This window comes from Microbacterium sp. T3-8, assembly GCF_055398145.1.
This window is the reverse complement of the sequence record NZ_AP027918.1, coordinates 757,341-775,123: the sequence shown is the minus strand read 5'-3', so window position 1 is coordinate 775,123 and position 17,783 is coordinate 757,341. Positions and strand designations below refer to the sequence as shown.

At 69.4% G+C, this 17,783-nt stretch carries 18 protein-coding genes; 8 read left to right on the top strand and 10 right to left on the bottom strand.

Annotation, left to right across the window (positions count from 1 at the left end):
* Positions 1 to 32 precede the first annotated feature (32 nt).
* Entirely contained in the window at positions 33 to 1,388 is a 1,356-nt protein-coding gene (locus tag ACZ5Y9_RS03750) for a uracil-xanthine permease family protein (RefSeq protein WP_247955440.1), read from the top strand.
* An 88-nt stretch (positions 1,389 to 1,476) separates the two neighbouring features.
* Here the strand turns inward: ACZ5Y9_RS03750 and ACZ5Y9_RS03745 are convergent, their stop codons facing one another.
* Positions 1,477 to 2,154, bottom strand: coding sequence for a TetR/AcrR family transcriptional regulator (locus tag ACZ5Y9_RS03745; RefSeq protein ID WP_464472327.1), 678 nt, complete (start codon positions 2,152 to 2,154; stop codon positions 1,477 to 1,479).
* A gap of 107 nt (positions 2,155 to 2,261) precedes the next feature.
* Here ACZ5Y9_RS03745 and ACZ5Y9_RS03740 point away from each other — a divergent pair, with 107 nt between their 5' ends.
* Positions 2,262 to 3,134 carry a DUF1266 domain-containing protein gene (locus tag ACZ5Y9_RS03740; protein WP_464472326.1) on the top strand — a complete coding sequence of 291 codons (873 nt, stop codon included), beginning with the start codon at positions 2,262 to 2,264 and terminating at the stop codon, positions 3,132 to 3,134.
* The gene (locus tag ACZ5Y9_RS03735; RefSeq protein WP_464472325.1) at positions 3,122 to 4,174 is read left to right on the top strand and encodes a hypothetical protein; all 1,053 of its coding nucleotides are present in this window, start codon (positions 3,122 to 3,124) and stop codon (positions 4,172 to 4,174) included. The genes ACZ5Y9_RS03740 and ACZ5Y9_RS03735 overlap by 13 nt, the downstream gene beginning before the upstream one ends.
* 224 nt (positions 4,175 to 4,398) lie before the next feature.
* On the opposite strand, the gene ACZ5Y9_RS03730 is transcribed toward ACZ5Y9_RS03735, so the two are convergent.
* From ACZ5Y9_RS03730 to ACZ5Y9_RS03710, 5 genes are all read right to left on the bottom strand, one after another.
* On the bottom strand, positions 4,399 to 5,391 hold the full coding sequence (locus ACZ5Y9_RS03730) for a LacI family DNA-binding transcriptional regulator (RefSeq protein ID WP_464472324.1): 993 nt from the start codon (positions 5,389 to 5,391) through the stop codon (positions 4,399 to 4,401).
* A 59-nt stretch (positions 5,392 to 5,450) separates the two neighbouring features.
* A complete protein-coding gene (locus ACZ5Y9_RS03725) occupies positions 5,451 to 6,881 on the bottom strand; it encodes a GH1 family beta-glucosidase (protein WP_247955436.1) in 1,431 nt (476 codons plus the stop codon).
* Positions 6,882 to 6,885: 4 nt separating this feature from the next.
* Complete coding sequence (locus ACZ5Y9_RS03720; protein ID WP_372491944.1) at positions 6,886 to 7,776, bottom strand: carbohydrate ABC transporter permease; 891 nt, start codon at positions 7,774 to 7,776, stop codon at positions 6,886 to 6,888.
* On the bottom strand, positions 7,773 to 8,825 hold the full coding sequence (locus tag ACZ5Y9_RS03715; RefSeq protein WP_464472323.1) for a carbohydrate ABC transporter permease: 1,053 nt from the start codon (positions 8,823 to 8,825) through the stop codon (positions 7,773 to 7,775). The genes ACZ5Y9_RS03720 and ACZ5Y9_RS03715 overlap by 4 nt, the downstream gene beginning before the upstream one ends.
* Positions 8,826 to 8,901: 76 nt before the next feature.
* Complete coding sequence (locus tag ACZ5Y9_RS03710) at positions 8,902 to 10,212, bottom strand: ABC transporter substrate-binding protein (protein ID WP_247623651.1); 1,311 nt, start codon at positions 10,210 to 10,212, stop codon at positions 8,902 to 8,904.
* 173 nt (positions 10,213 to 10,385) lie between these two features.
* Between ACZ5Y9_RS03710 and ACZ5Y9_RS03705 the strand changes: the two genes are divergently transcribed.
* The 3 genes from ACZ5Y9_RS03705 (at position 10,386) to purQ (ending at position 11,964) form a co-directional block, all read left to right on the top strand.
* Positions 10,386 to 10,916 (top strand): adenine phosphoribosyltransferase, encoded by a 531-nt coding sequence (locus ACZ5Y9_RS03705; protein WP_247623652.1) that lies wholly within the window; start codon positions 10,386 to 10,388, stop codon positions 10,914 to 10,916.
* Between the two features lie 95 nt (positions 10,917 to 11,011).
* Complete coding sequence (gene purS / locus ACZ5Y9_RS03700) at positions 11,012 to 11,260, top strand: phosphoribosylformylglycinamidine synthase subunit PurS (protein WP_247623653.1); 249 nt, start codon at positions 11,012 to 11,014, stop codon at positions 11,258 to 11,260.
* Entirely contained in the window at positions 11,257 to 11,964 is a 708-nt protein-coding gene (gene purQ, locus ACZ5Y9_RS03695) for a phosphoribosylformylglycinamidine synthase subunit PurQ (protein ID WP_247623654.1), read from the top strand. Before purS ends, purQ begins: the two co-directional genes overlap by 4 nt.
* Before the next feature lie 61 nt (positions 11,965 to 12,025).
* Here purQ and ACZ5Y9_RS03690 read toward each other — a convergent pair whose 3' ends face one another.
* Positions 12,026 to 13,294: a hypothetical protein gene (locus ACZ5Y9_RS03690; protein WP_247623655.1), complete on the bottom strand. Its 1,269-nt coding sequence runs from the start codon at positions 13,292 to 13,294 to the stop codon at positions 12,026 to 12,028.
* 163 nt (positions 13,295 to 13,457) lie between these two features.
* Positions 13,458 to 13,889 (bottom strand): DUF1761 domain-containing protein, encoded by a 432-nt coding sequence (locus tag ACZ5Y9_RS03685; protein ID WP_404597950.1) that lies wholly within the window; start codon positions 13,887 to 13,889, stop codon positions 13,458 to 13,460.
* 86 nt (positions 13,890 to 13,975) lie between these two features.
* Here ACZ5Y9_RS03685 and ACZ5Y9_RS03680 point away from each other — a divergent pair, with 86 nt between their 5' ends.
* On the top strand, positions 13,976 to 15,637 hold the full coding sequence (locus ACZ5Y9_RS03680; RefSeq protein WP_464472322.1) for a glycoside hydrolase family 13 protein: 1,662 nt from the start codon (positions 13,976 to 13,978) through the stop codon (positions 15,635 to 15,637).
* An 82-nt stretch (positions 15,638 to 15,719) separates the two neighbouring features.
* On the top strand, positions 15,720 to 16,718 hold the full coding sequence (locus tag ACZ5Y9_RS03675) for a LacI family DNA-binding transcriptional regulator (protein ID WP_247623658.1): 999 nt from the start codon (positions 15,720 to 15,722) through the stop codon (positions 16,716 to 16,718).
* Between the two features lie 204 nt (positions 16,719 to 16,922).
* On the opposite strand, the gene ACZ5Y9_RS03670 is transcribed toward ACZ5Y9_RS03675, so the two are convergent.
* Together ACZ5Y9_RS03670 and fdxA are read right to left on the bottom strand one after the other, a co-directional pair.
* A complete protein-coding gene (locus tag ACZ5Y9_RS03670) occupies positions 16,923 to 17,438 on the bottom strand; it encodes a flavin reductase family protein (RefSeq protein WP_247633092.1) in 516 nt (171 codons plus the stop codon).
* Complete coding sequence (fdxA, locus tag ACZ5Y9_RS03665) at positions 17,435 to 17,761, bottom strand: ferredoxin (RefSeq protein WP_247623660.1); 327 nt, start codon at positions 17,759 to 17,761, stop codon at positions 17,435 to 17,437. Before fdxA ends, ACZ5Y9_RS03670 begins: the two co-directional genes overlap by 4 nt.
* Between the last annotated feature and the right edge of the window lie 22 nt (positions 17,762 to 17,783).

Sequence of the window (17,783 nt, the reverse complement as noted above, 5' to 3'; positions counted from 1 at the left end):
ACTCCCCCACCCCGAATCCCTGAGGAGCCCGCATGCCCCTGTGGAAGATCCACGGCAACGGCCGCACCGTCGAAGCCGGCGCCGTCGTCGCCCCCGAAGAGCGTCTGAACTGGCCCGCCACGATCGCGATCGGTGCGCAGCACGTCGTCGCGATGTTCGGCGCCACGTTCCTCGTGCCCACGCTGACGGGCTTCCCCGTCTCGACCACGCTGCTGTTCAGCGGCGTGGGCACCCTGCTCTTCCTGCTGATCACCAAGAACCGCCTCCCCAGCTACCTCGGCTCGTCGTTCGCGTTCATCGCGCCGATCACCGCGGCGGTCGCCGCGGGCGGCACGGGTTCGGCGCTCGCGGGTGTGGTGGCCGTCGGCATCCTGCTCGCCCTCGTCGGTCTCGTGGTGCAGTTCGCCGGCCTGCGCTGGGTCGATGCGCTCATGCCCCCGGTCGTCGCCGGCGCGATCGTGGCTCTCATCGGTTTCAACCTCGCGCCGACCGCGTGGAACAACTTCACCCTCGACCCGGTCACCGCAACGATCACCCTCGTCGCGATCATCGTGTTCGCGGTGCTGTTCCGCGGATTCCTCGGCCGCATCTCGATCTTCCTCGGCGTGGCCGTCGGCTTCATCTGGGCGGCGTTCAACGGCTCGTTCGACGTGCCGAACGAGCTGCGCGGCGGCAAGACCCCCAACGAGCTGATCGCCGAGGCATCCTGGGTCGGCCTGCCCGACTTCCAGTTCCCCGACTTCGTCGCCCCCGGTACCTGGTCGACGATCGCGATGTTCCTGCCCGTCGTGCTCGTGCTCGTCGCCGAGAACATCGGCCACGTGCGCGGCGTCGCCACCATGACCGAGGACCCGACGGTCAACAAGCAGACCGGTCGCGCGCTCATCGCCGACGGTGTCGCGACGACCATCGCCGGCGGTTTCGGAGGCTCGGGAACCACGACGTACGGCGAGAACATCGGCGTCATGGCCGCCACCCGCGTCTACTCGACCGCCGTCTACTGGGTCGCGGGTCTGTTCGCGATCCTCCTCGCCTTCTCGCCCAAGGTCGGCGAGGTGTTCAACTCGATCCCCGCCGGTGTGCTGGGCGGCGCGACCACCGCGCTCTACGGCCTCATCGGCATCATCGGCATCAAGATCTGGGTCGACAGCCGCGTCGACTTCTCGCGTCCGGTGAACCAGTACACGGCCGCGGTGTCGCTCGTGATCGGCATCGCCGGGTTCTCGATGAACCTGGGCGACTTCGCCTTCGGCGGCATCGTGCTCGGCACCGTCGCGGCGCTGCTGATCTACCACGTGGGCAACTTCATCGCCCGCGCGCGCAAGACCGGCGCCGACGACCCCAAGCCGCTCGAGCCCGTCGGACCGCTGGGCGGCGACCCGGCCTGACCCCGGCACGCACGACAGGAGGCGCCGGCCCTTCGTCTCGCTGCGCGGTTCCTGAGCGAGGAGCGCAGCGACGGGACGAAGAGCCGAGTCAGTCGTCGGAGCCGGCACCCTCGCACACCCCGCCGCGAGCCCGGGGGCGCGGCTCACCCTCGTGCGGGGCGACGGCGAGCGGCAGGGGCACGGTCGGCTCCGGCAGGTCGTAGAGCCGACGCACCCAGCGGCGGGCATCTTCGAGCGGATACGTGTCGCGGTACACCGAGTACTTCACGAACACGCCCTCGAGCACGCTGCGGAACATGACCTCTTCGAGCCCGGGATCGGCTGCGCCGCGCGCGCGGAACAGGTTGCGCACCGCGTCTTCGGCCATCGTGACCTGCTCGCTGAAGCGGTCCTCGGACTCGGCGAAGAGGCGGTGCGTGGCCGGCTGCTGCTGGATCGCGAGCACGACGCGCTGCAGCGGCACGGCGTAGGCCGTCGCCTGGAACACGCTGTCGATGATCGAGGCGAGCACCTCGTCGGGGTCGCCCTCGACGCTCGGCAGCTCGAGGAGCGTGATGAACCAGCGGTCGATGACCGCGGCGATCAGCTGATCCTTGCCGCCGAAGTGATAGCTGACGAGCCCCTGGGCGACGCCGGCGCGCTTGGTGATCTCGGCGATGCTGGCGCCGGAGACGCCCCGCTCCTCGAACACCTCGATCGCCGCCTGGAGGATGACCTCCTTGGCTCGTTCGCGCGCACGTCGATTCTGGTCTTCCGATCGCGCCATGTGAAGTTCACTTCCCCGTTGCCCCCGAATGTGCACCGATGTGCGTCCCCGTACTATAGATTACTCGCTGAATGTACGTTCAGTTTAATTATCTCTGGGGAGCCTCCATGCACCGTCTCGCGCCCGTCGATTTCAACGACCTCGGGTCCATCGTCGGCTGGCTGATCGGCCAGTGGTGGGTGTGGGCGATCGTCGGCGCCGTGGCCCTCTTCTTCCTGATCCTCTGGATCATCCCCGCGGCGAAGGTGAAGCCCTCCGAGAAGTTCTCGACGACGGATGCCGAGGCCAACGAGATCGCCCTGGGCTTCCTGCAGATCCGCAACCTGCCCTCCGGCCCGTGGAACGACCCGACCGCGAGCGACCTCGGCCCGTCGGAGAAGTCGGTGCTCGTCGAGCAGTGGGGCGTGCACACCCGTGAGGAGTGGCTGTCGAACATCGACCGCCTCACCACGGTGCGCCGCCGCCGCGAGGTCTGGGTGCTGTACCTCGCCGTGCGCGTCGCCCTCGCCGAGCGCCTCGGCCGCGCCCCGAAGGCGAAGGAATGGCTGGCGGCCATCGTCGAGGAGGGCGGCGACAAGCGCGACGCCAAGACGTTCATCACCGCGATCGAGTACATCGAGTCCGAGGTGCGCAAGCGCGTCGGCAAGGACATCGTGACGCCGGGTCTGTTCGTGCAGACCCTCGACGGGTACGCGATCGGCCAGGCCGTCGCGATGGCGACCTGGGGCGTCGCACTCGGACACGGCGACGTGCCCGAGGCCCGCTCGATCATCCACGCGATCAACGTCGAGGCGCGGCCCGCGTTCTCCTCGTGGGCCGACTTCGGCCTCAGCTACATCGCCGGCCGGGTCATGCACTGGTCCGACGGCCGCGTCGACGAGAAGTCGTTCGAGAAGTTCGGCGACGGGTGGGCGGACTTCAAGGCCGCAGCGACCGAGACGCGCAACGGTCCGTGGGCGACCCTGCCGTGGACGCTGTAGCCGTCGACCTCGCTCCGCTGCAGCGCAGCGCCGGCATCCGCGACATCGTCGCCTACGAGCGGATCACGAAGACCCCGCTGCACCGGCGCTTCGTGTTCCTGCTCGTGGTCGTGCTGCTGTTCGCGGCGGCGATGCTCGCGGGTCTGTGGTTCCTCGGGCGCACCGACATCCTCGCCGTCGCACCGATCCTCGCGGTGTTCGTGATCGGCTACACGCTGCTCGCGGCCGTCGGATTCGTGTGGTTCGCAGTGGGCCTCAGCCGTCGCGTGAAGATCGCGGCGTTCGCCTGGCAGAACGGCTGGGCCTACGCGGATCGACTCGAGCACACCCGCCGCCCCGGCGCTCCTTTCACCGGCGTGCTGCGCGGCCAGGAGCGCGCGGTGGTCGCGGGCGACGATCCGCGGATGCCGTTCGAGCTCGGCATCCATCACTCGCTGTCGCGCGGCCAGGAGGGCGCGACCGTGCAGCGACCGTTCGCGTTCATCGAGCTGCCGCTGCCGTCGTCGGTGCCGCACATCGTGCTCGCGAACCGGCGACGCAGCATCGTCCCGACGCTGGGCCTCGGCCGGGGCGCTGCCCGGATGGAGCTCGAGGGCGAGTTCGCGAAGGTGTTCCGGCTGATCGTGCCGGAGGGCTACCAGACCGACGCCCTGTACATCTTCACGCCCGACCTGATGGCGCGCGTGCTCGACCTCGGACGCGGCGCCGAGATCGAGCTCGTCTCCGACCGGTTGTACGTGTACCTGCCGGGGAGCACGCGCTTCGATCGCCCCGCCACCATGGCCGCGGCGCTCGTTCTCGCCGAGGAGTTCCACCGCCGGTTCGCGGCACGCACCGAGCTCTACCGCGACGACGCGGCGGGCGAGATCGCGTCGCGCTCCGGCGTCTCGGTGGGGCTGCGAGGACAGCGCCTCGGCGGACACGGCATCTCGGTGCTGGCCGTGGCGGGCACCGTGGGCGTGGTTCTGCTCTCGGCCGGCGTCACGGCGCTGACGCTCTTCGGCGGCGACTTCTTCACGTCGCTCCTGGGCGGCCCCTGAAGCCGCGGGTGCACCCCTGTCCCGGAGGGGCGACAGGGGCGCACCCGTGCAGTTCCCGTGGCGGGTGCTTCGACAGGCTCAGCAACCCAGTTTCGATACTGGGTCCCTGAGCCCGCCGAAGGGCCCCACCCCACAGAAGTGGGCCCCTGGGCCTGTCGAAGGGCCCACTCCCACAGAACTGGGTCCCCGAGCCCGTCGAAGGGTCCCACGCCGAGAGACCGACGTCAGGCGGAACCCCGCACCACGAGCTCCGTCGGCAGGATGGTCGTGCGGGGCGGGTCTCCCCCGGCGAGCCGCGACAGCAGCACCTGCGCCATCGCCTCGCCCTGCGCGTACATCGGCTGACGCATCGTCGTGAGCTGCGGGTCGCAACTGAGCGCGACCGAGGAGTCGTCGAACCCGACGAGGGCGATGTCGTCGGGAACGCGGATGCCGGAGGCACGCAGCGCCGTGAGAGCGCCGCGGGCCATCAGGTCGCTCGCGACGAAGATCGCGTCGGGGCGGCCCGCCGCGAGGATGCGGCGGGCGGCGTCGGCGCCGCTGGCCTCGCTGTAGTCGCCCTCCTCCTCGGCGAACGGCGAGAGCCCGGCATCCGCCAGCGCCTCGCGGAAGCCCTGCACGCGATCGATCGACGACAGCATCGTGAGCGGACCGGAGATCGTGGCGATACGGGTGCGGCCGATGTCGACCAGGCGGCGCACCGCCTCACGCGCCCCGGCCACGTTGTCGACGTCGACCACGTAGTCGGTCTCGCGCGTGCGCACGGGGCGCCCGCCGTAGACGACCGGCACGGCATCCGCGATCCGGTCGATGAACGCGTCGCTCGTGTGGTGCGACACCAGCAACGCCCCGTCGACACCGCCGTTGCGCACGAAGCCGGTCATCTTGTCGCCCGGGTCGTCGCTCGCGATGAGCAGGTTCAGCAGGTAGTCGGAGGTGCGCAGCGTGCCGGTGATGCCGGCGACGATCGCGGCGAAGAACGGGTCGCCGAAGAACCGCGTAGTGTCTTCGGGCACGATCAGGGCGATCGCGTGCGTCTGACGCGACGCGAGCGATCGCGCCGCGCGGTTCGGCACGTAGTTCAGCCGCTCGATCGCATCGTGCACCGCGGCGAGCGCCTCAGGGCTGACCGCCGTCGAACCGTTGACGACGCGCGAGACCGTCGACCGTGACACTCCGGCGGCAGCGGCCACCTCTTCGATCGTCGCTCGCGACACAGCTCTTCCTCCGATCCGGCGGGGCGATCGGATGCTCCGACCGCCCTCGCCGCCCGGTCTCAGAGAGAGCGAGCGGCGATGATGCGAGCGTACTCCCGCGCGGAGTCCTTGAGCGTGCGCTCCTGGGTGTCGTAGTCGACGCGCACGATGCCGAAGCGCTTGTCGTAGCCCCACGCCCACTCGTAGTTGTCGAACAGCGACCAGTAGAAGTATCCGCGCACGTCGACCCCGGCATCCGCCGCGTCGAGCACCGCAGCGAGGTGCAGCCGCAGGAACTCGGCGCGGTCGTCGTCGTGCACGCGCGTCTCGCCGTCCTCGACGACCGCGACGTCGTCGTAGGCGGCGCCGTTCTCGGTCATGTACAGCACGGTTCCGGCGGGCTGCGCGTACTCGGTCCAGACGCGCTGCAGCAGTCGGGTGAGCCCCTCGGGCTGCACCTCCCAGTTCTGCGCCGTACGGGGCAGGCCGCGCTCGACGTTGTGGATGTTCTCGAACGACGGGTAGGGGCTGCGCACCTTGCGCTCGGTGTCCGGCACGCTCTCGACGGCGACGTTCTCGGGCACGGCGCCCGAGACGAGGTCACCGTGGTAGTAGTTCACGCCCTGCGTGTCGATGTGCTGCGCGATGGTGGCGAGGTCGCCATCGTGGATCGCGGCTTCGAAGGTCTCGACGGCCGCGGCATCCACCGCACGGATGTCCTCGACGATGTCGGCCGGGTACTCGCCCCGGTAGATGGGGTCGAGGAACCAGCGGTTGAACTGCCCGTCGATACGGCGCGCGGCGTCGACGTCGGCGGGGTTGGTCGGGTCGGCGGGGTCGGCGACCGTGTGGTTGAGCGTGATGCCGAGGTTGAGCGAGGCGTCGCGCCCGCGCAGCTCGCGCACCGTCTCGCCGTGGGCGAGCAGCAGGTGGTGGGCCGAGAGCAGACCCTCGGCGACGCTCGTGTGCCCGGGCGCGTGCTCACCGCCCGTGTACGACAGGAACGACGAGCACCACGGCTCGTTCAGTGTGGTCCACACGTTCACCCGGTCGCCGAGCGCGTCGTGCATGGTGCCCGCGTACTCGAGGAAGCGGTCGACCGTGTCGCGGTTCGTCCAGCCGCCGGTCTCCTGCAGCGCCTGCGGCATGTCCCAGTGGTACAGCGTCAGCCACGGCAGGATGTCGGCGGCGAGCAGCTCGTCGACCAGGCGCTCGTAGAAGTCGACGCCCTGCGCGTTCACGGCGCCGCCGTCGGGGCGCACCCGCGACCACGAGGTCGAGAAGCGGTACGTCTGGAGGCCGAGGTCCTTCATCAGCGCCACGTCGTCGCGGTACCGGTGGTAGTGGTCGCAGGCGACGTCGCCGTTGTCCCCGTTGATCACCGCTCCGGGTACGCGCGAGAACGCGTCCCAGATCGACGCGGTGCGCCCGTCTTCGAAAGCCGCCCCCTCGATCTGGTAGGCCGCGGTGGCGGCGCCGAAGAGGAAGTTCTGGGGAAACGCACGGGTCATGGAGTCATCCTTTCACCGCGCCCGCCATGATGCCACTGACCAGCTGCTTGCCCGCGACCACGAAGAGCACGAGCAGCGGAAGGGTCGCGAGCACCGCACCGGCGAGCACGATCGAGTAGTCGATGTAGTAACCGGACTGCAGCTGGCTGAGCGCGGTCTGGAGGGTGGGATTCGAGGGCGAGAGCACGATGAGCGGCCACAGGTAGTCGGTCCACGCGGTCATGAACGTGAAGAGTCCGAGGATGGCCATCGCGGGGCGGGCGGCCGGGATCCCGACCGTCAGGAACGTGCGGAACTGGTTGGCGCCGTCGACGCGGGCGGCTTCGATCAGTTCGTCGGGGATGACGTCGACGAGGTACTGCCGCATGAAGAAGACGCCGAACGCGGTGACGAGTGTCGGCACGATCACGGCCCCGATCGAGCCCGTCCAACCCAGCTCGCGCATGAGCATGAACAGCGGGATGATGCCCAGCTGCGTGGGGATCGCCATGGTCGCGATCACGAACACCATGAGGCCGTCGCGTCCCTTGAAGCGCAGCTTCGCGAACGCGTAGCCGGCGAGGGTCGAGAACGTCACGACCGAGATCGTGATGATCCCCGAGATGAGGAACGAGTTCCCCAGCGCCAGCCAGAACGGGATCGCGTCGAACACCTTGGCGGCGTTCGCGAGGAAGTTGCCGCCCGGGATGAGCGGCAGGGTCTCGCCGCGCGTGGCGTTCGTGCCGCTCGCGACGACGACCGACCACCACAGCGGGTACACGCTGCCGATCACGAACGCGGCCAGCAGGCCGTAGGTGAGGAAGCCGGGGCGGCTGCCGATCCCCGCGTTGCCGAGGGCACTGCCCCGGCGACGGCGGATCTTCTCGGGCACGCTCAGTGCCATCGTCGCGGTCATCGTGCGTCCTCCTCGAGGGTGGCGGCGGTCGCACGGGCGCGGCGGCGCGCGGCGCGGTTGCGGCCGGCATCCCCCGTCGATATCCGTCGCGAGATCAGGAAGTTGATCACGCCGATGCCGACGATCAACAGGAACAGCAGGATGGCGACAGCGGATGCTTCGCCCAGATCGCGCCGGAAGAACGCGAGCTCCCAGAGGAACAGCACGGTCGTCTGGAACTGCCGGTCGCTGCCGCCGATGCCGCCGGCGGTAGAGACGTCGAACAGCCGCGGCTCGGCGAAGATCTGCAGTCCGCCGATGGTCGCCGTGATGGTGACGAAGATCAGCGTCGGGCGGATCGTCGGGATCGTGATCGAGAAGAAGCGGCGGGCGGCGCCCGCGCCGTCGAGGGCCGCCGACTCGTAGAGGTCGCGCGGAACGGCCTGCATCGCGGCGAGCAGGATGAGCGCGTTGTACCCCGTCCAGCGGAAGTTCACCATGACCGCGATCGCGATGTGCGACAGCGCGGTGTCGTGCTTCCACTGCTGGTCGGCGATGCCGATGAGGTTGAGCAGGTTGTTGGCGAGACCGTCGGCCTCGTTGAAGATGCTCGAGAAGATGATCGCGACCGCCACCGGGGTGACCACGAACGGGATGAGCACGCTCATGCGCCAGAACGTCGGGGCGCGCAGCCCGCGGTCGAGCAGGTAGGCGATCGTCAGCGCGACCGCGAGCTGCGGGATCGCCGACAGCAGGAAGATGCTGAGGGTGTTGAAGATCGAGTTCCAGAACATCCCGTCGCCGAGGATCTCGACGAAGTTGCCGAAGCCGACGAACCCGCCCTCGCCCTTGAGCAGATCCCACTCGTGCACGGCGACGTACACCGTGTACAGCAGCGGGAACAGGCCCACCAACCCGAACAGCAGGAAGAACGGCGAGATGTAGAAGTACGGCGAGGCGTTCTGGTCGAAGCGGGAGACGCGATGGCGCCAGGAGCGATTCGGCGGAGCATCCGATTCAGGGGCGGATGCCGCCACCCGCTGCTGCGCGGGCGGTGCGGTGAGAGTCATGGGGTTCCTTTGCGGGATGCTTCGACAGGCTCAGCAACCCAGTACCGATGGGTCCCTGAGCCTGTCGAAGGGCCGGTCAGCCGACCAGGTCGTTCAGGAGGGAGATCGCCTGATCCCAGGCGCCCTTCGTGTCGGTCTCGCCGCGGTCGAGCGCGCTGAGCGCCGGGCCGAAGACGTTCTCCTGGATCACCGAGTCATCGGCGCCCTTGAACTGCGCGACCACGCCCTTCGCGCGCTCCGCGAGGATCGCGCCGGTGGGGGCGTCGTTGAAGAACGCGTTCGGGGTGGCGTCGGCGGCGAGGGTCTCCTGCGCCTTCACCGTCGAGGGGAAGTTGCCGGCCGCGGCCGACTGCTTCACCTGCTGCTCGGGCTGCGTCAGCCAGTCGGCGAGCTCGGCCGCGGCCTCCTTGTGCTGCGAGGACTCGGGGATCGACAGGAACGCGCCGCCCCAGTTCGCCGCTCCGCCGGGGAAGACATCCGCGAAGTCCCAGCCGGTCGAGGCGTCGCCGCCGCCGGCCTCGACCTGACCCTGCACGACGCCGAGCATCCAGCCCGGGCACACGAACGTCGCGAAGGTGCCGTCGACGAACGACTTGCCGCCGTTCCAGTCCCACGCGGTCTGCGCGGCGGACTGGCCGCTCTCGGTCGCCGCCCCCAGCAGCTCGAAGCGCTCCTGCAGCTCGGCGTTGCCCTCGACGTTCAGCTCGCCGTCGGCGGTGTAGTACCCCTCGTCGAGCTGGTTGACCATCGCGTTCCAGACGAAGCCGGAGTGGTCGTACCAGGCCTTGCCGGTCTTGGCCGTGTAGTCGGCACCGACCTGGAAGTAGTTCTCCCAGTCGCCGTTCAGCAGCTCGGCGACCGACTCGCGGTCGCTCGGAAGACCGGCGGCCTCGAACGCGGCGCCGTTGTAGCAGATGCCCGAGGGGCCGATGTCGGTGCCGTAGCCGATGACCCGGCCCTCGGCATCCGTGGCCTGACCGTACTTCCAGTCGACCCAGTCGTCCTTGCGGTCCTCGATGCCGTAGTCGCGCAGGTCGACGAAGGTGTCGGAGACGTCCATGACGGCGCCGAGCCAGCCCTCCTCGATCGCGACGACGTCGCTGAGACCCGAGCCGGCCGCGATCTTGGTGAAGGCGTCGGTGCGGGCGTTGCCGCCGGTGTCGATGTTGGTGGCCTCGATGGTGATGTTCGGGTGGGCGGCCTCGTACTCCTCGTACAGGTCGTCGTAGCCGAAGGTGCCGAACGTGGTGACGGTGAGGGTGATCTCCTCGTCGGCGTTCGAGCCGCCCTCGCCTCCTCCGCCGGTGGAACAGCCGGCGAGGGCGAGGGCCGAGACGGATGCCACGGCTGCGGTCGTGAGGACCCGGTGGCGGGCGCGTGCGTTCACAGTTCACTCCTTTGTGAGGTGGTGCGGTGGGTGGTGCGTCGGGATGGTGCTGAGCCGTGGGCTCCGCGATGGGAGCGCTCCCACGACGTTCCGGCCACGATATGGGAGCGCTCCCACGATTGTCAAGGGCCCCCGTTTTCGAAACCCTCGAACACGAGGAGTACCCTTGCTCAGTGCCCGAAGCCGAACTCTCCCCTGCCCTCGTCCGCGCCCAGTCGCTGATCCGCAACGTGCCGGACTACCCGCAGCCGGGCATCGTCTTCCGCGACATCACGCCGCTGCTCGCCGACGCCGAGGCCCTCCGCGTCACGACCGAGGCCATCATCGAGCCGTTCGCCGGACAGTTCGACGTGATCGCCGGGATCGAGGCCCGCGGGTTCATCCTCGCGAGTGCCGCCGCCATCGCCGCGGGCACCGGACTCATCCCGATCCGCAAGGCGGGCAAGCTGCCCCGCCCCGCGGCATCCGTCGACTACGCCCTCGAATACGGCACCGCCACCATCGAGATGCACGACGACCTGCCCGCGGGATCGCGCGTGCTGCTCATCGACGACGTGCTCGCGACGGGCGGCACCCTCGCCGCCGGCCGCCAGCTCGTCGAGCGCCTCGGCAGCCACGTGGTCGGCATCTCGGTGCTGTTCGAGATCGACGGCCTCGGCGGCCGCGAGCTCATCGGCGATCTGCACACCGTCTTCCACGCCTGAGCGACGCCCCGCGCGCCACGCCCGGCGGCGAATCGCGACCGGAGCAGGGCGGTAGACTGGACGCGCCTTCCTGCCCGCGACTTCTGGAGCCGTTCATGCCCACCATCGTCGTCGACGTCATGCCCAAGTCCGAACTGCTCGACCCGCAGGGGAAGGCCGTCTCCGGAGCGTTCGCACGCCTCGGCGTCGAGGGCTTCTCCGACGTCCGCATCGGCAAGCGCTTCGAGCTCACGGTCGAGGGCGAGGTCACCGACGAGCTGCTCGCCGAGGCGACCCGCATCGCCGACGAGGTGCTGTCGAACTCCGTGATCGAAGACGTCGTGGGCATCGAGGTCGTCGAATGACCGTACGCATCGGGGTCGTCACGTTCCCCGGCTCGCTCGACGACCGCGACGCGCAGCGCGCCGTGCGCATCGCCGGCGCCGAGCCCGTCGCCCTCTGGCACGGCTCGCACGACCTCGAGGGTGTCGACGCCCTCGTGCTGCCCGGCGGATTCAGCTACGGCGACTACCTGCGCGCCGGCTCCATCGCCGCGCTCTCGCCGATCATGGCCGAGGTGAAGGATGCCGCCGCCAAGGGCCTGCCCGTGCTCGGCATCTGCAACGGCTTCCAGATGCTCGTCGAGTCGCACCTGCTGCCCGGCGGACTCATCCGCAACAGCCACCAGCACTTCATCCGTCGCGACCAGAAGCTGACGGTCGAGAACTCCGACACGGCGTGGACCAACGAGTTCCGTCGCGGGCAGGAGATCGTCATCCCGCTCAAGAACGCCGACGGCGGCTACATCGCCGACGAGCAGACCCTCGACCGCATCGAGGGCGAGGGCCTCGTGGCCTTCCGCTACGCGGGCGTCAACCCCAACGGTTCGCTGCGCGACATCGCGGGCATCACGAACGAGGCGGGCAACGTCGTGGGGCTCATGCCACACCCCGAGCACGCGACCGAGGCCGGCTTCGGCCCCGACACCTCGGTGGCCATGCGCTCCGGCATCGACGGGATCGGCTTCTTCGCGAGCGCGATCGCCGCGGTCGCGCGCGTCGCCGCGTAACTTCTTCGACGGAGGGGGCGGATGCTTCGGCATCCGCCCCCTCCGTCATTCCTGCCGCCGGTCAGTCGGCCGGCAGAGTGAAGGGGTTGTCGCCGGCCTCGGCCAGCAGGTACCAGGCGGTCGCGCCGGTGTGCAGGCTCGCGTAGTAGAGGTCGCCGAACCCGGAGTCGAGGCCGTCGGTCGAGGTCGCGACGATGCCCTTGCCGTCGCCGTTCGCGGCATCGCGCTGACCGAGACGGATGCTGTCGAGCAACGTGTCCGCGTAGGCGGCATCGCCGGCGGCATCCCGCAGCTTCAGGGCCAGTGCGAGGTGCGCTGCTCCCTCGAACCAGACCTTCGAGGTGTCGACATCGCTGATCCCGGGGCCCGTGTAGGGGCCGTCGGTGCCGACCAGGTTCGCGAGCGTCCAGTCGAGTGCTGCGTCGTAGCGCGGGTCGCCGGTCGCGAGCGAGGTCCAGGTCTGCGCGTCGAGCGGGATGGGGTGAGTGTTGACCGTGCTGCCGTCGAGCAGCGTACCGGTGTCGACGTGACCGTCGGGGCTCTGCATCGCGGTGACGAACGCGGCGGCGACGGCGGCGCGGTCGGCCCAGACGGTGTCACCGGTGAGCTGGGCGAGCTGCCCGAAGAAACCGGCGATGTCGGCGTTGTGCTCGGTGGACTTCCAGACGAGCGAGTCACCGGCATCCGTCTGCCCACCGGTGTAGCCGAAGGGGGCGCGCACCATGTCGGCGGTGTTCGTCTGGATCCAGTTCGCGATGTCGAGTGCACCGTCGAGGTAGCGCTGGTCGCCGGTGGCGTGGAACAGGCGGGCGAGGGCGAGCCCGGCCCAGGCCTGGTTTCCGGTGAACGTGCCGGGTCCGGTGATCTCCATGCGGCCCTGACGGATGGCGTGGGGCTCGTAGTGCGTGCGCACGCGCCCGTCGCCGATCGGGTCGTTCTCCTGAACGAAGAGCAGCGTCTCGCCGATGCTCTTTGCGCGGCGGATGTCGTCGGGAAGACCGCGGGCGGTGTACGCGATGATGACCAGTGCGTCGTCGTAGACGAACGACGGTGTGAAGTCCCAGGTCGGCGTCGTGAAGAACCCGCCCTCGTAGCTGCGCGGCAGGCACATGCCCTCGCCGTCGCAGAACTGGTCGGTGCGCGCATCGAGGAACTCGTAGGCGAGGGCGATCGACACGGAGGGCTCCGGAGCGGTCGGGTCGGCGGTCTCGTCGGCGGGGACGGGATCTCCGGTGGCAGCGGATGCCGCACCGGCGAGCACGGCGGTGGCGACGAGCGCGACGACCACCGTCCAGCCGACAGCACGACGGGGAGAACGGGAACGAGACATTGGGGGACCTCTCGTCAAACTCCGTGCGCGGTGGGGGAACGCGCACGGGCGACCCGAAGGTCACGCGATGATCATCGCAGTTCCGTCGCCGAGAGGGAAGGGGATTTCTTACAGTTTCTGCTCGTGTATGAATAAAGGCTTCATCGGTGCGGGGCCCGGCGCACTACACGGTCATCGCGGGCGGCCACAGCCCGATGATCGCCGCCATCACGAGCACCGTCACGAGCTCGTGCGCGATGTTGAGGGTCGTGAGCCGGGTCGAGCGCCCCTCGAAGGCGTCGTGGGTGATGAAGCGGGCCGCCGTGAAGCCGGCCCAGAGAGTGACCGCGGTGATGACGGCACCCCAGAACCAGGATCCGCCGTAGAAGTGCCAGGCGATGGCGGATGCTCCGGCGAGCACCCAGGCCGTGATGAAGCTCACGATCACCGTGGTGATGATCGGCCAGACCGCGGTGGCCGCCGGGCGATCCATGTCGACGTTCGCGAGCTTCGACCAGCGCGTACCGAACACCTTCGGCGAGTACCAGATCGAGCCGACGATCATGCTCGACAGCGTGGCCAGCAGAACGGCCCAGTAGTTGATCTCGGGAATCATGCGACACCTCCTCGTGATGGTGCCGTCAGCGTACTCCCGGGTGCGCGGTGCGCGAGTGATGCAAGCGCTTGCATTAGGCTCGGGGGATGCCTGAAATCGAACAGTTCGCCGCGCCCGGATCCGAGTGGTGGCGCAGCGCCGTCATCTACCAGATCTACCCCCGCTCCTTCGCCGACGCCTCGGGCGACGGCATCGGCGACCTCCCCGGCATCACCAGCCGCCTGGACTCGCTGAAGGACCTCGGCGTCGATGCGATCTGGCTGAGCCCCTTCATGACCAGCCCGCAGCGCGACGCCGGGTACGACGTCGCCGACTACCGCGACGTCGACCCGCTCTTCGGCACCCTGGCCGACTTCGACACCATGCTCGAGGCGGCCCATGCCCGCGGCATCCGCGTGATCGTCGACCTCGTGCCCAACCACTCGTCCGACCAGCACGTGTGGTTCCAGGAGGCACTGAAGGCGGCGCCCGGAAGCCGCGAGCGCGCCCGCTACATCTTCCGCGACGGAAAGGGCGAGAACGGCGAACTGCCCCCGAACAACTGGGAGTCGGTGTTCGGCGGCGGCATGTGGCAGCGCGTGACCGAGGCAGACGGCACCCCCGGCCAGTGGTACCTGCACATCTTCGACGCCACCCAGCCCGACTTCGACTGGACCAACGAAGAGGTGCGCGAGGAGTTCCGTTCGATCCTGCGCTTCTGGCTCGACCGCGGCGTCGACGGCTTCCGCGTCGACGTGGCGCACGGCATGATCAAGGCCGACGGCCTGCCCGACTACACCCCTCCGTCGGATGCCGACTCGATGGGCGGCGGCGAGGCGAACGTGCCGTACTGGGGTCAGGACGGCGTGCACGACATCTACCGCGACTGGCACGAACTGCTCGCCGAGTACGACGGCGACCGCGCCCTCTGCGGCGAGGCCTGGCTGCCGACGCTGAAGAAGACCTCGCTGTGGGTGCGCCCCGACGAGATGCACCAGACCTTCAACTTCCCGTACCTGATGACCGCGTGGGACGCGAAGGCACTCGGCGACGTCATCCGCGAATCGCTCGACGACTTCGGAGCGGTCGGCGCCCCCAGCACCTGGGTGCTCTCGAACCACGACGTGGTGCGCCACGCCACCCGCCTCGCCCTCACGGTCGACAACCCGCAGGGCGAGGGCATCGGCCCCAACACCCCGAACAAGCCCGACGCCGTGATCGGCCTCGCCCGCGCCCGCGCGGCGACGACCCTCATGCTCGCGCTGCCCGGCTCGTCGTACCTCTACCAGGGCGAGGAGCTGGGCCTACCGGAGGCCATGGAGATCCCCGACGAGTACCGTCAGGACCCGACCTGGTTCCGCACGAAGCACGAGCGCTACGGACGCGACGGATGCCGCGTGCCGCTGCCCTGGGAGGCGGATGCCCCGGCGTTCGGCTTCAACGACACCGGACTCTCGTGGCTGCCGCAGCCCGACGAATGGGCGACGTACGCGCGCGACGTCGAGCTGGCCGACCCGAACTCCACCCTCTCGCTCTACACCGAACTGCTGGCGCTGCGCCGTGCGCACGGCTTCGGCTCGGGCTCGCTGGTCTGGGAGGACTTCGGTGCGGATGCCGTCGCCTTCCGCCGCGATGACGTGCACGTGGTCGCGAACCTCGGCACTGCACCGATCGCGCTGCCCGACGACGCGACGTTCCTCGTGAAGAGCCAGCCCTTCGCGGGCTCGGAGCTTCCCGTCGACACGACCGTCTGGTTCACGCGGGGCTGATGCCCTCCGGCCGGGGCCGCACGTGCGTGCGGCCCCGGCATCCGCTCACCCACCCGATCACCCCGATTCGAAAGGCGGCGCGATGGCGAGCATCGACGACGTGGCACGACTGGCCGGCGTCTCGACGGCGACCGTCTCGCGCGCCCTGAGCGGGCGCGGCAAGGTGTCGGACGAGACGCGCGCACGGGTTCTGGGGGCCGCCGACAGCCTCGGCTACGTGGTGTCGTCGCGTGCGTCGAGCCTCGCCTCCGGGCGCACCCGCACGGTCGGGGTGATCGTTCCCTACCTCGACCGCTGGTTCTTCAGCACCGTGCTGTCGGGGGTGTCGTCCGCGCTCATGCGCGCCGGCTTCGACATCACCCTCTACAACATCACCCCCGACCGCGAGACGCGGCGGCACGTGTTCGACACCTTCCTGCGGCGTCAGGGCGTGGATGCCGTGATCGCCGTGTCGATCCGGCTCGACGACGACGAGACGCGTCGGCTGCTCGAGCTGGGGATGCCGATCATCGCGATCGGCGGACCGCATCCGACCCTCGAGACCCTCACGGTCGACGAGCTCGGCATCGCCCGCCTCGCCACCGAGCACCTGATCGGGCTGGGCCACCGAGACATCGCGTACATCGGAGCGACCGCCGAGTTCGACGAGGAGTTCCATGTGCCGACCAATCGTCGCCGCGGGTTCGAGGAGGCGCTGGTCGACGCGGGCATTCCGGTCGACCCGTCGCTCGTGGTGGCCGCCGACTTCACGATCGCGGGCGGCCTGCGCGCCGCTCATCAGTTGCTCGGCGGGGGCGGTCCACGGCCAACCGCGGTGTTCGCGGCATCCGATGAGATGGCGATCGGGGCGATCCTCGCGGCGCGGGAGCACGGCATCCGCGTTCCGGAGGATCTCTCGGTGATCGGCATCGACGGGCATGAGCTCGGCGAGATCTTCGGGCTCACCACGGTCGATCAGTTCCCGCTGCAGCAGGGCGAGCGCGCGGCCGCCGCGGTGCTCGCGCAGCTGGGCGAAGGCGAGGTCCCGCCCGCCGATCTGCCGTTCGTGCTCACGGACCGGGGTTCGACCGCCGCGGTGTGAGCGGATCGGGGTTCACAACTCCGGAGAGAACGGGCGTTCCGGGGTAGTTTTCGGCCAGAACCGGGGTTCGGGGGCCGGTTCTGAGGAGTTATGCGCCGCGGGGGGCGTACCTAACTCAGGAAGAACGGGCGCGATCGTCCGATTCAGTGGCCGAAACTGCCGTTCGACGGCCGATGTTCCTGAGTTGGGTACACGCGGGGCCGGTCAGGGCTGGTGCGGGAGGCTGTGGAACTTGCGGTCGACGTAGACGAGGGGGCGGCCCTGCGGGCCGGCGAACACCTCGAGCACCTCGGCGATCACCACGCTCGACGTACCGACGGGCACGGTCTGCAGCGCGCGGCAGCGCAGGGCGAAGCGGGCTGCGGGCAGGTACGGCTCGCCCGTCGGCAGGGTGCTCCACTGCTGCTCGGGCGTGAAGCGCTCCGACCCGCTCACGGCGAAGCTCTGCGCCAATTCGGAGTGATCGTGATCGATCAGGTGCACGACGAAGGTCGGGGCCGAGAGGAGCCCGCCCGCGCTTCCGGTCGCCCGGGTGACCGAGAACACGATCGCGGCCGGGTCGACGGCGACGGATGCCACGCTCGACGCGGTGAGTCCGACGGGGCCCTCGGGGGTCGCCGCGGTGATGATCGCGACGCCGGCGGGGTGGGTGCGGAACGCCGCCTTGAGCCCTTCGCCGACGGCGCTGGGGACGGGGATGCCGGATTCTGCGGTGCTCACTCGGCGCCCTCCTGCGGGGGAAGTGCGGCGATGAGCGGGTGGTCGTGCGCGATCATGCCGACCTTGGCCGCACCCCCGGGCGAGCCCACCTCGTCGAAGAACTCGACGTTCGCCTTGTAGTAGTCGGTCCACTCGTCGGGCAGGTCGTCCTCGTAGAAGATCGCCTCGACGGGGCACACCGGCTCGCACGCCCCGCAGTCGACGCACTCATCGGGGTGGATGTAGAGCGAGCGTTCACCCTCGTAGATGCAGTCGACGGGACACTCGTCGATGCACGCGCGGTCCTTGACATCGACGCACGGCAGGGCGATCACATAGGTCATCGGGTCTTCCTTCGGGTCAGCG

Coding starts and splice junctions, on each gene's coding strand:
- ACZ5Y9_RS03720 (WP_372491944.1), bottom strand. CDS start 7,776: ATGACCGCGACGATGGCACTGAGCGTGCCCGAGAAGATCCGCCGTCGC.
- ACZ5Y9_RS03675 (WP_247623658.1), top strand. CDS start 15,720: ATGGCGAGCATCGACGACGTGGCACGACTGGCCGGCGTCTCGACGGCG.
- ACZ5Y9_RS03690 (WP_247623655.1), bottom strand. CDS start 13,294: ATGTCTCGTTCCCGTTCTCCCCGTCGTGCTGTCGGCTGGACGGTGGTC.
- fdxA (WP_247623660.1), bottom strand. CDS start 17,761: ATGACCTATGTGATCGCCCTGCCGTGCGTCGATGTCAAGGACCGCGCG.
- ACZ5Y9_RS03740 (WP_464472326.1), top strand. CDS start 2,262: ATGCACCGTCTCGCGCCCGTCGATTTCAACGACCTCGGGTCCATCGTC.
- ACZ5Y9_RS03725 (WP_247955436.1), bottom strand. CDS start 6,881: ATGACCCGTGCGTTTCCCCAGAACTTCCTCTTCGGCGCCGCCACCGCG.
- ACZ5Y9_RS03715 (WP_464472323.1), bottom strand. CDS start 8,825: ATGACTCTCACCGCACCGCCCGCGCAGCAGCGGGTGGCGGCATCCGCC.
- ACZ5Y9_RS03680 (WP_464472322.1), top strand. CDS start 13,976: ATGCCTGAAATCGAACAGTTCGCCGCGCCCGGATCCGAGTGGTGGCGC.
- purS (WP_247623653.1), top strand. CDS start 11,012: ATGCCCACCATCGTCGTCGACGTCATGCCCAAGTCCGAACTGCTCGAC.
- ACZ5Y9_RS03685 (WP_404597950.1), bottom strand. CDS start 13,889: ATGATTCCCGAGATCAACTACTGGGCCGTTCTGCTGGCCACGCTGTCG.
- purQ (WP_247623654.1), top strand. CDS start 11,257: ATGACCGTACGCATCGGGGTCGTCACGTTCCCCGGCTCGCTCGACGAC.
- ACZ5Y9_RS03750 (WP_247955440.1), top strand. CDS start 33: ATGCCCCTGTGGAAGATCCACGGCAACGGCCGCACCGTCGAAGCCGGC.
- ACZ5Y9_RS03745 (WP_464472327.1), bottom strand. CDS start 2,154: ATGGCGCGATCGGAAGACCAGAATCGACGTGCGCGCGAACGAGCCAAG.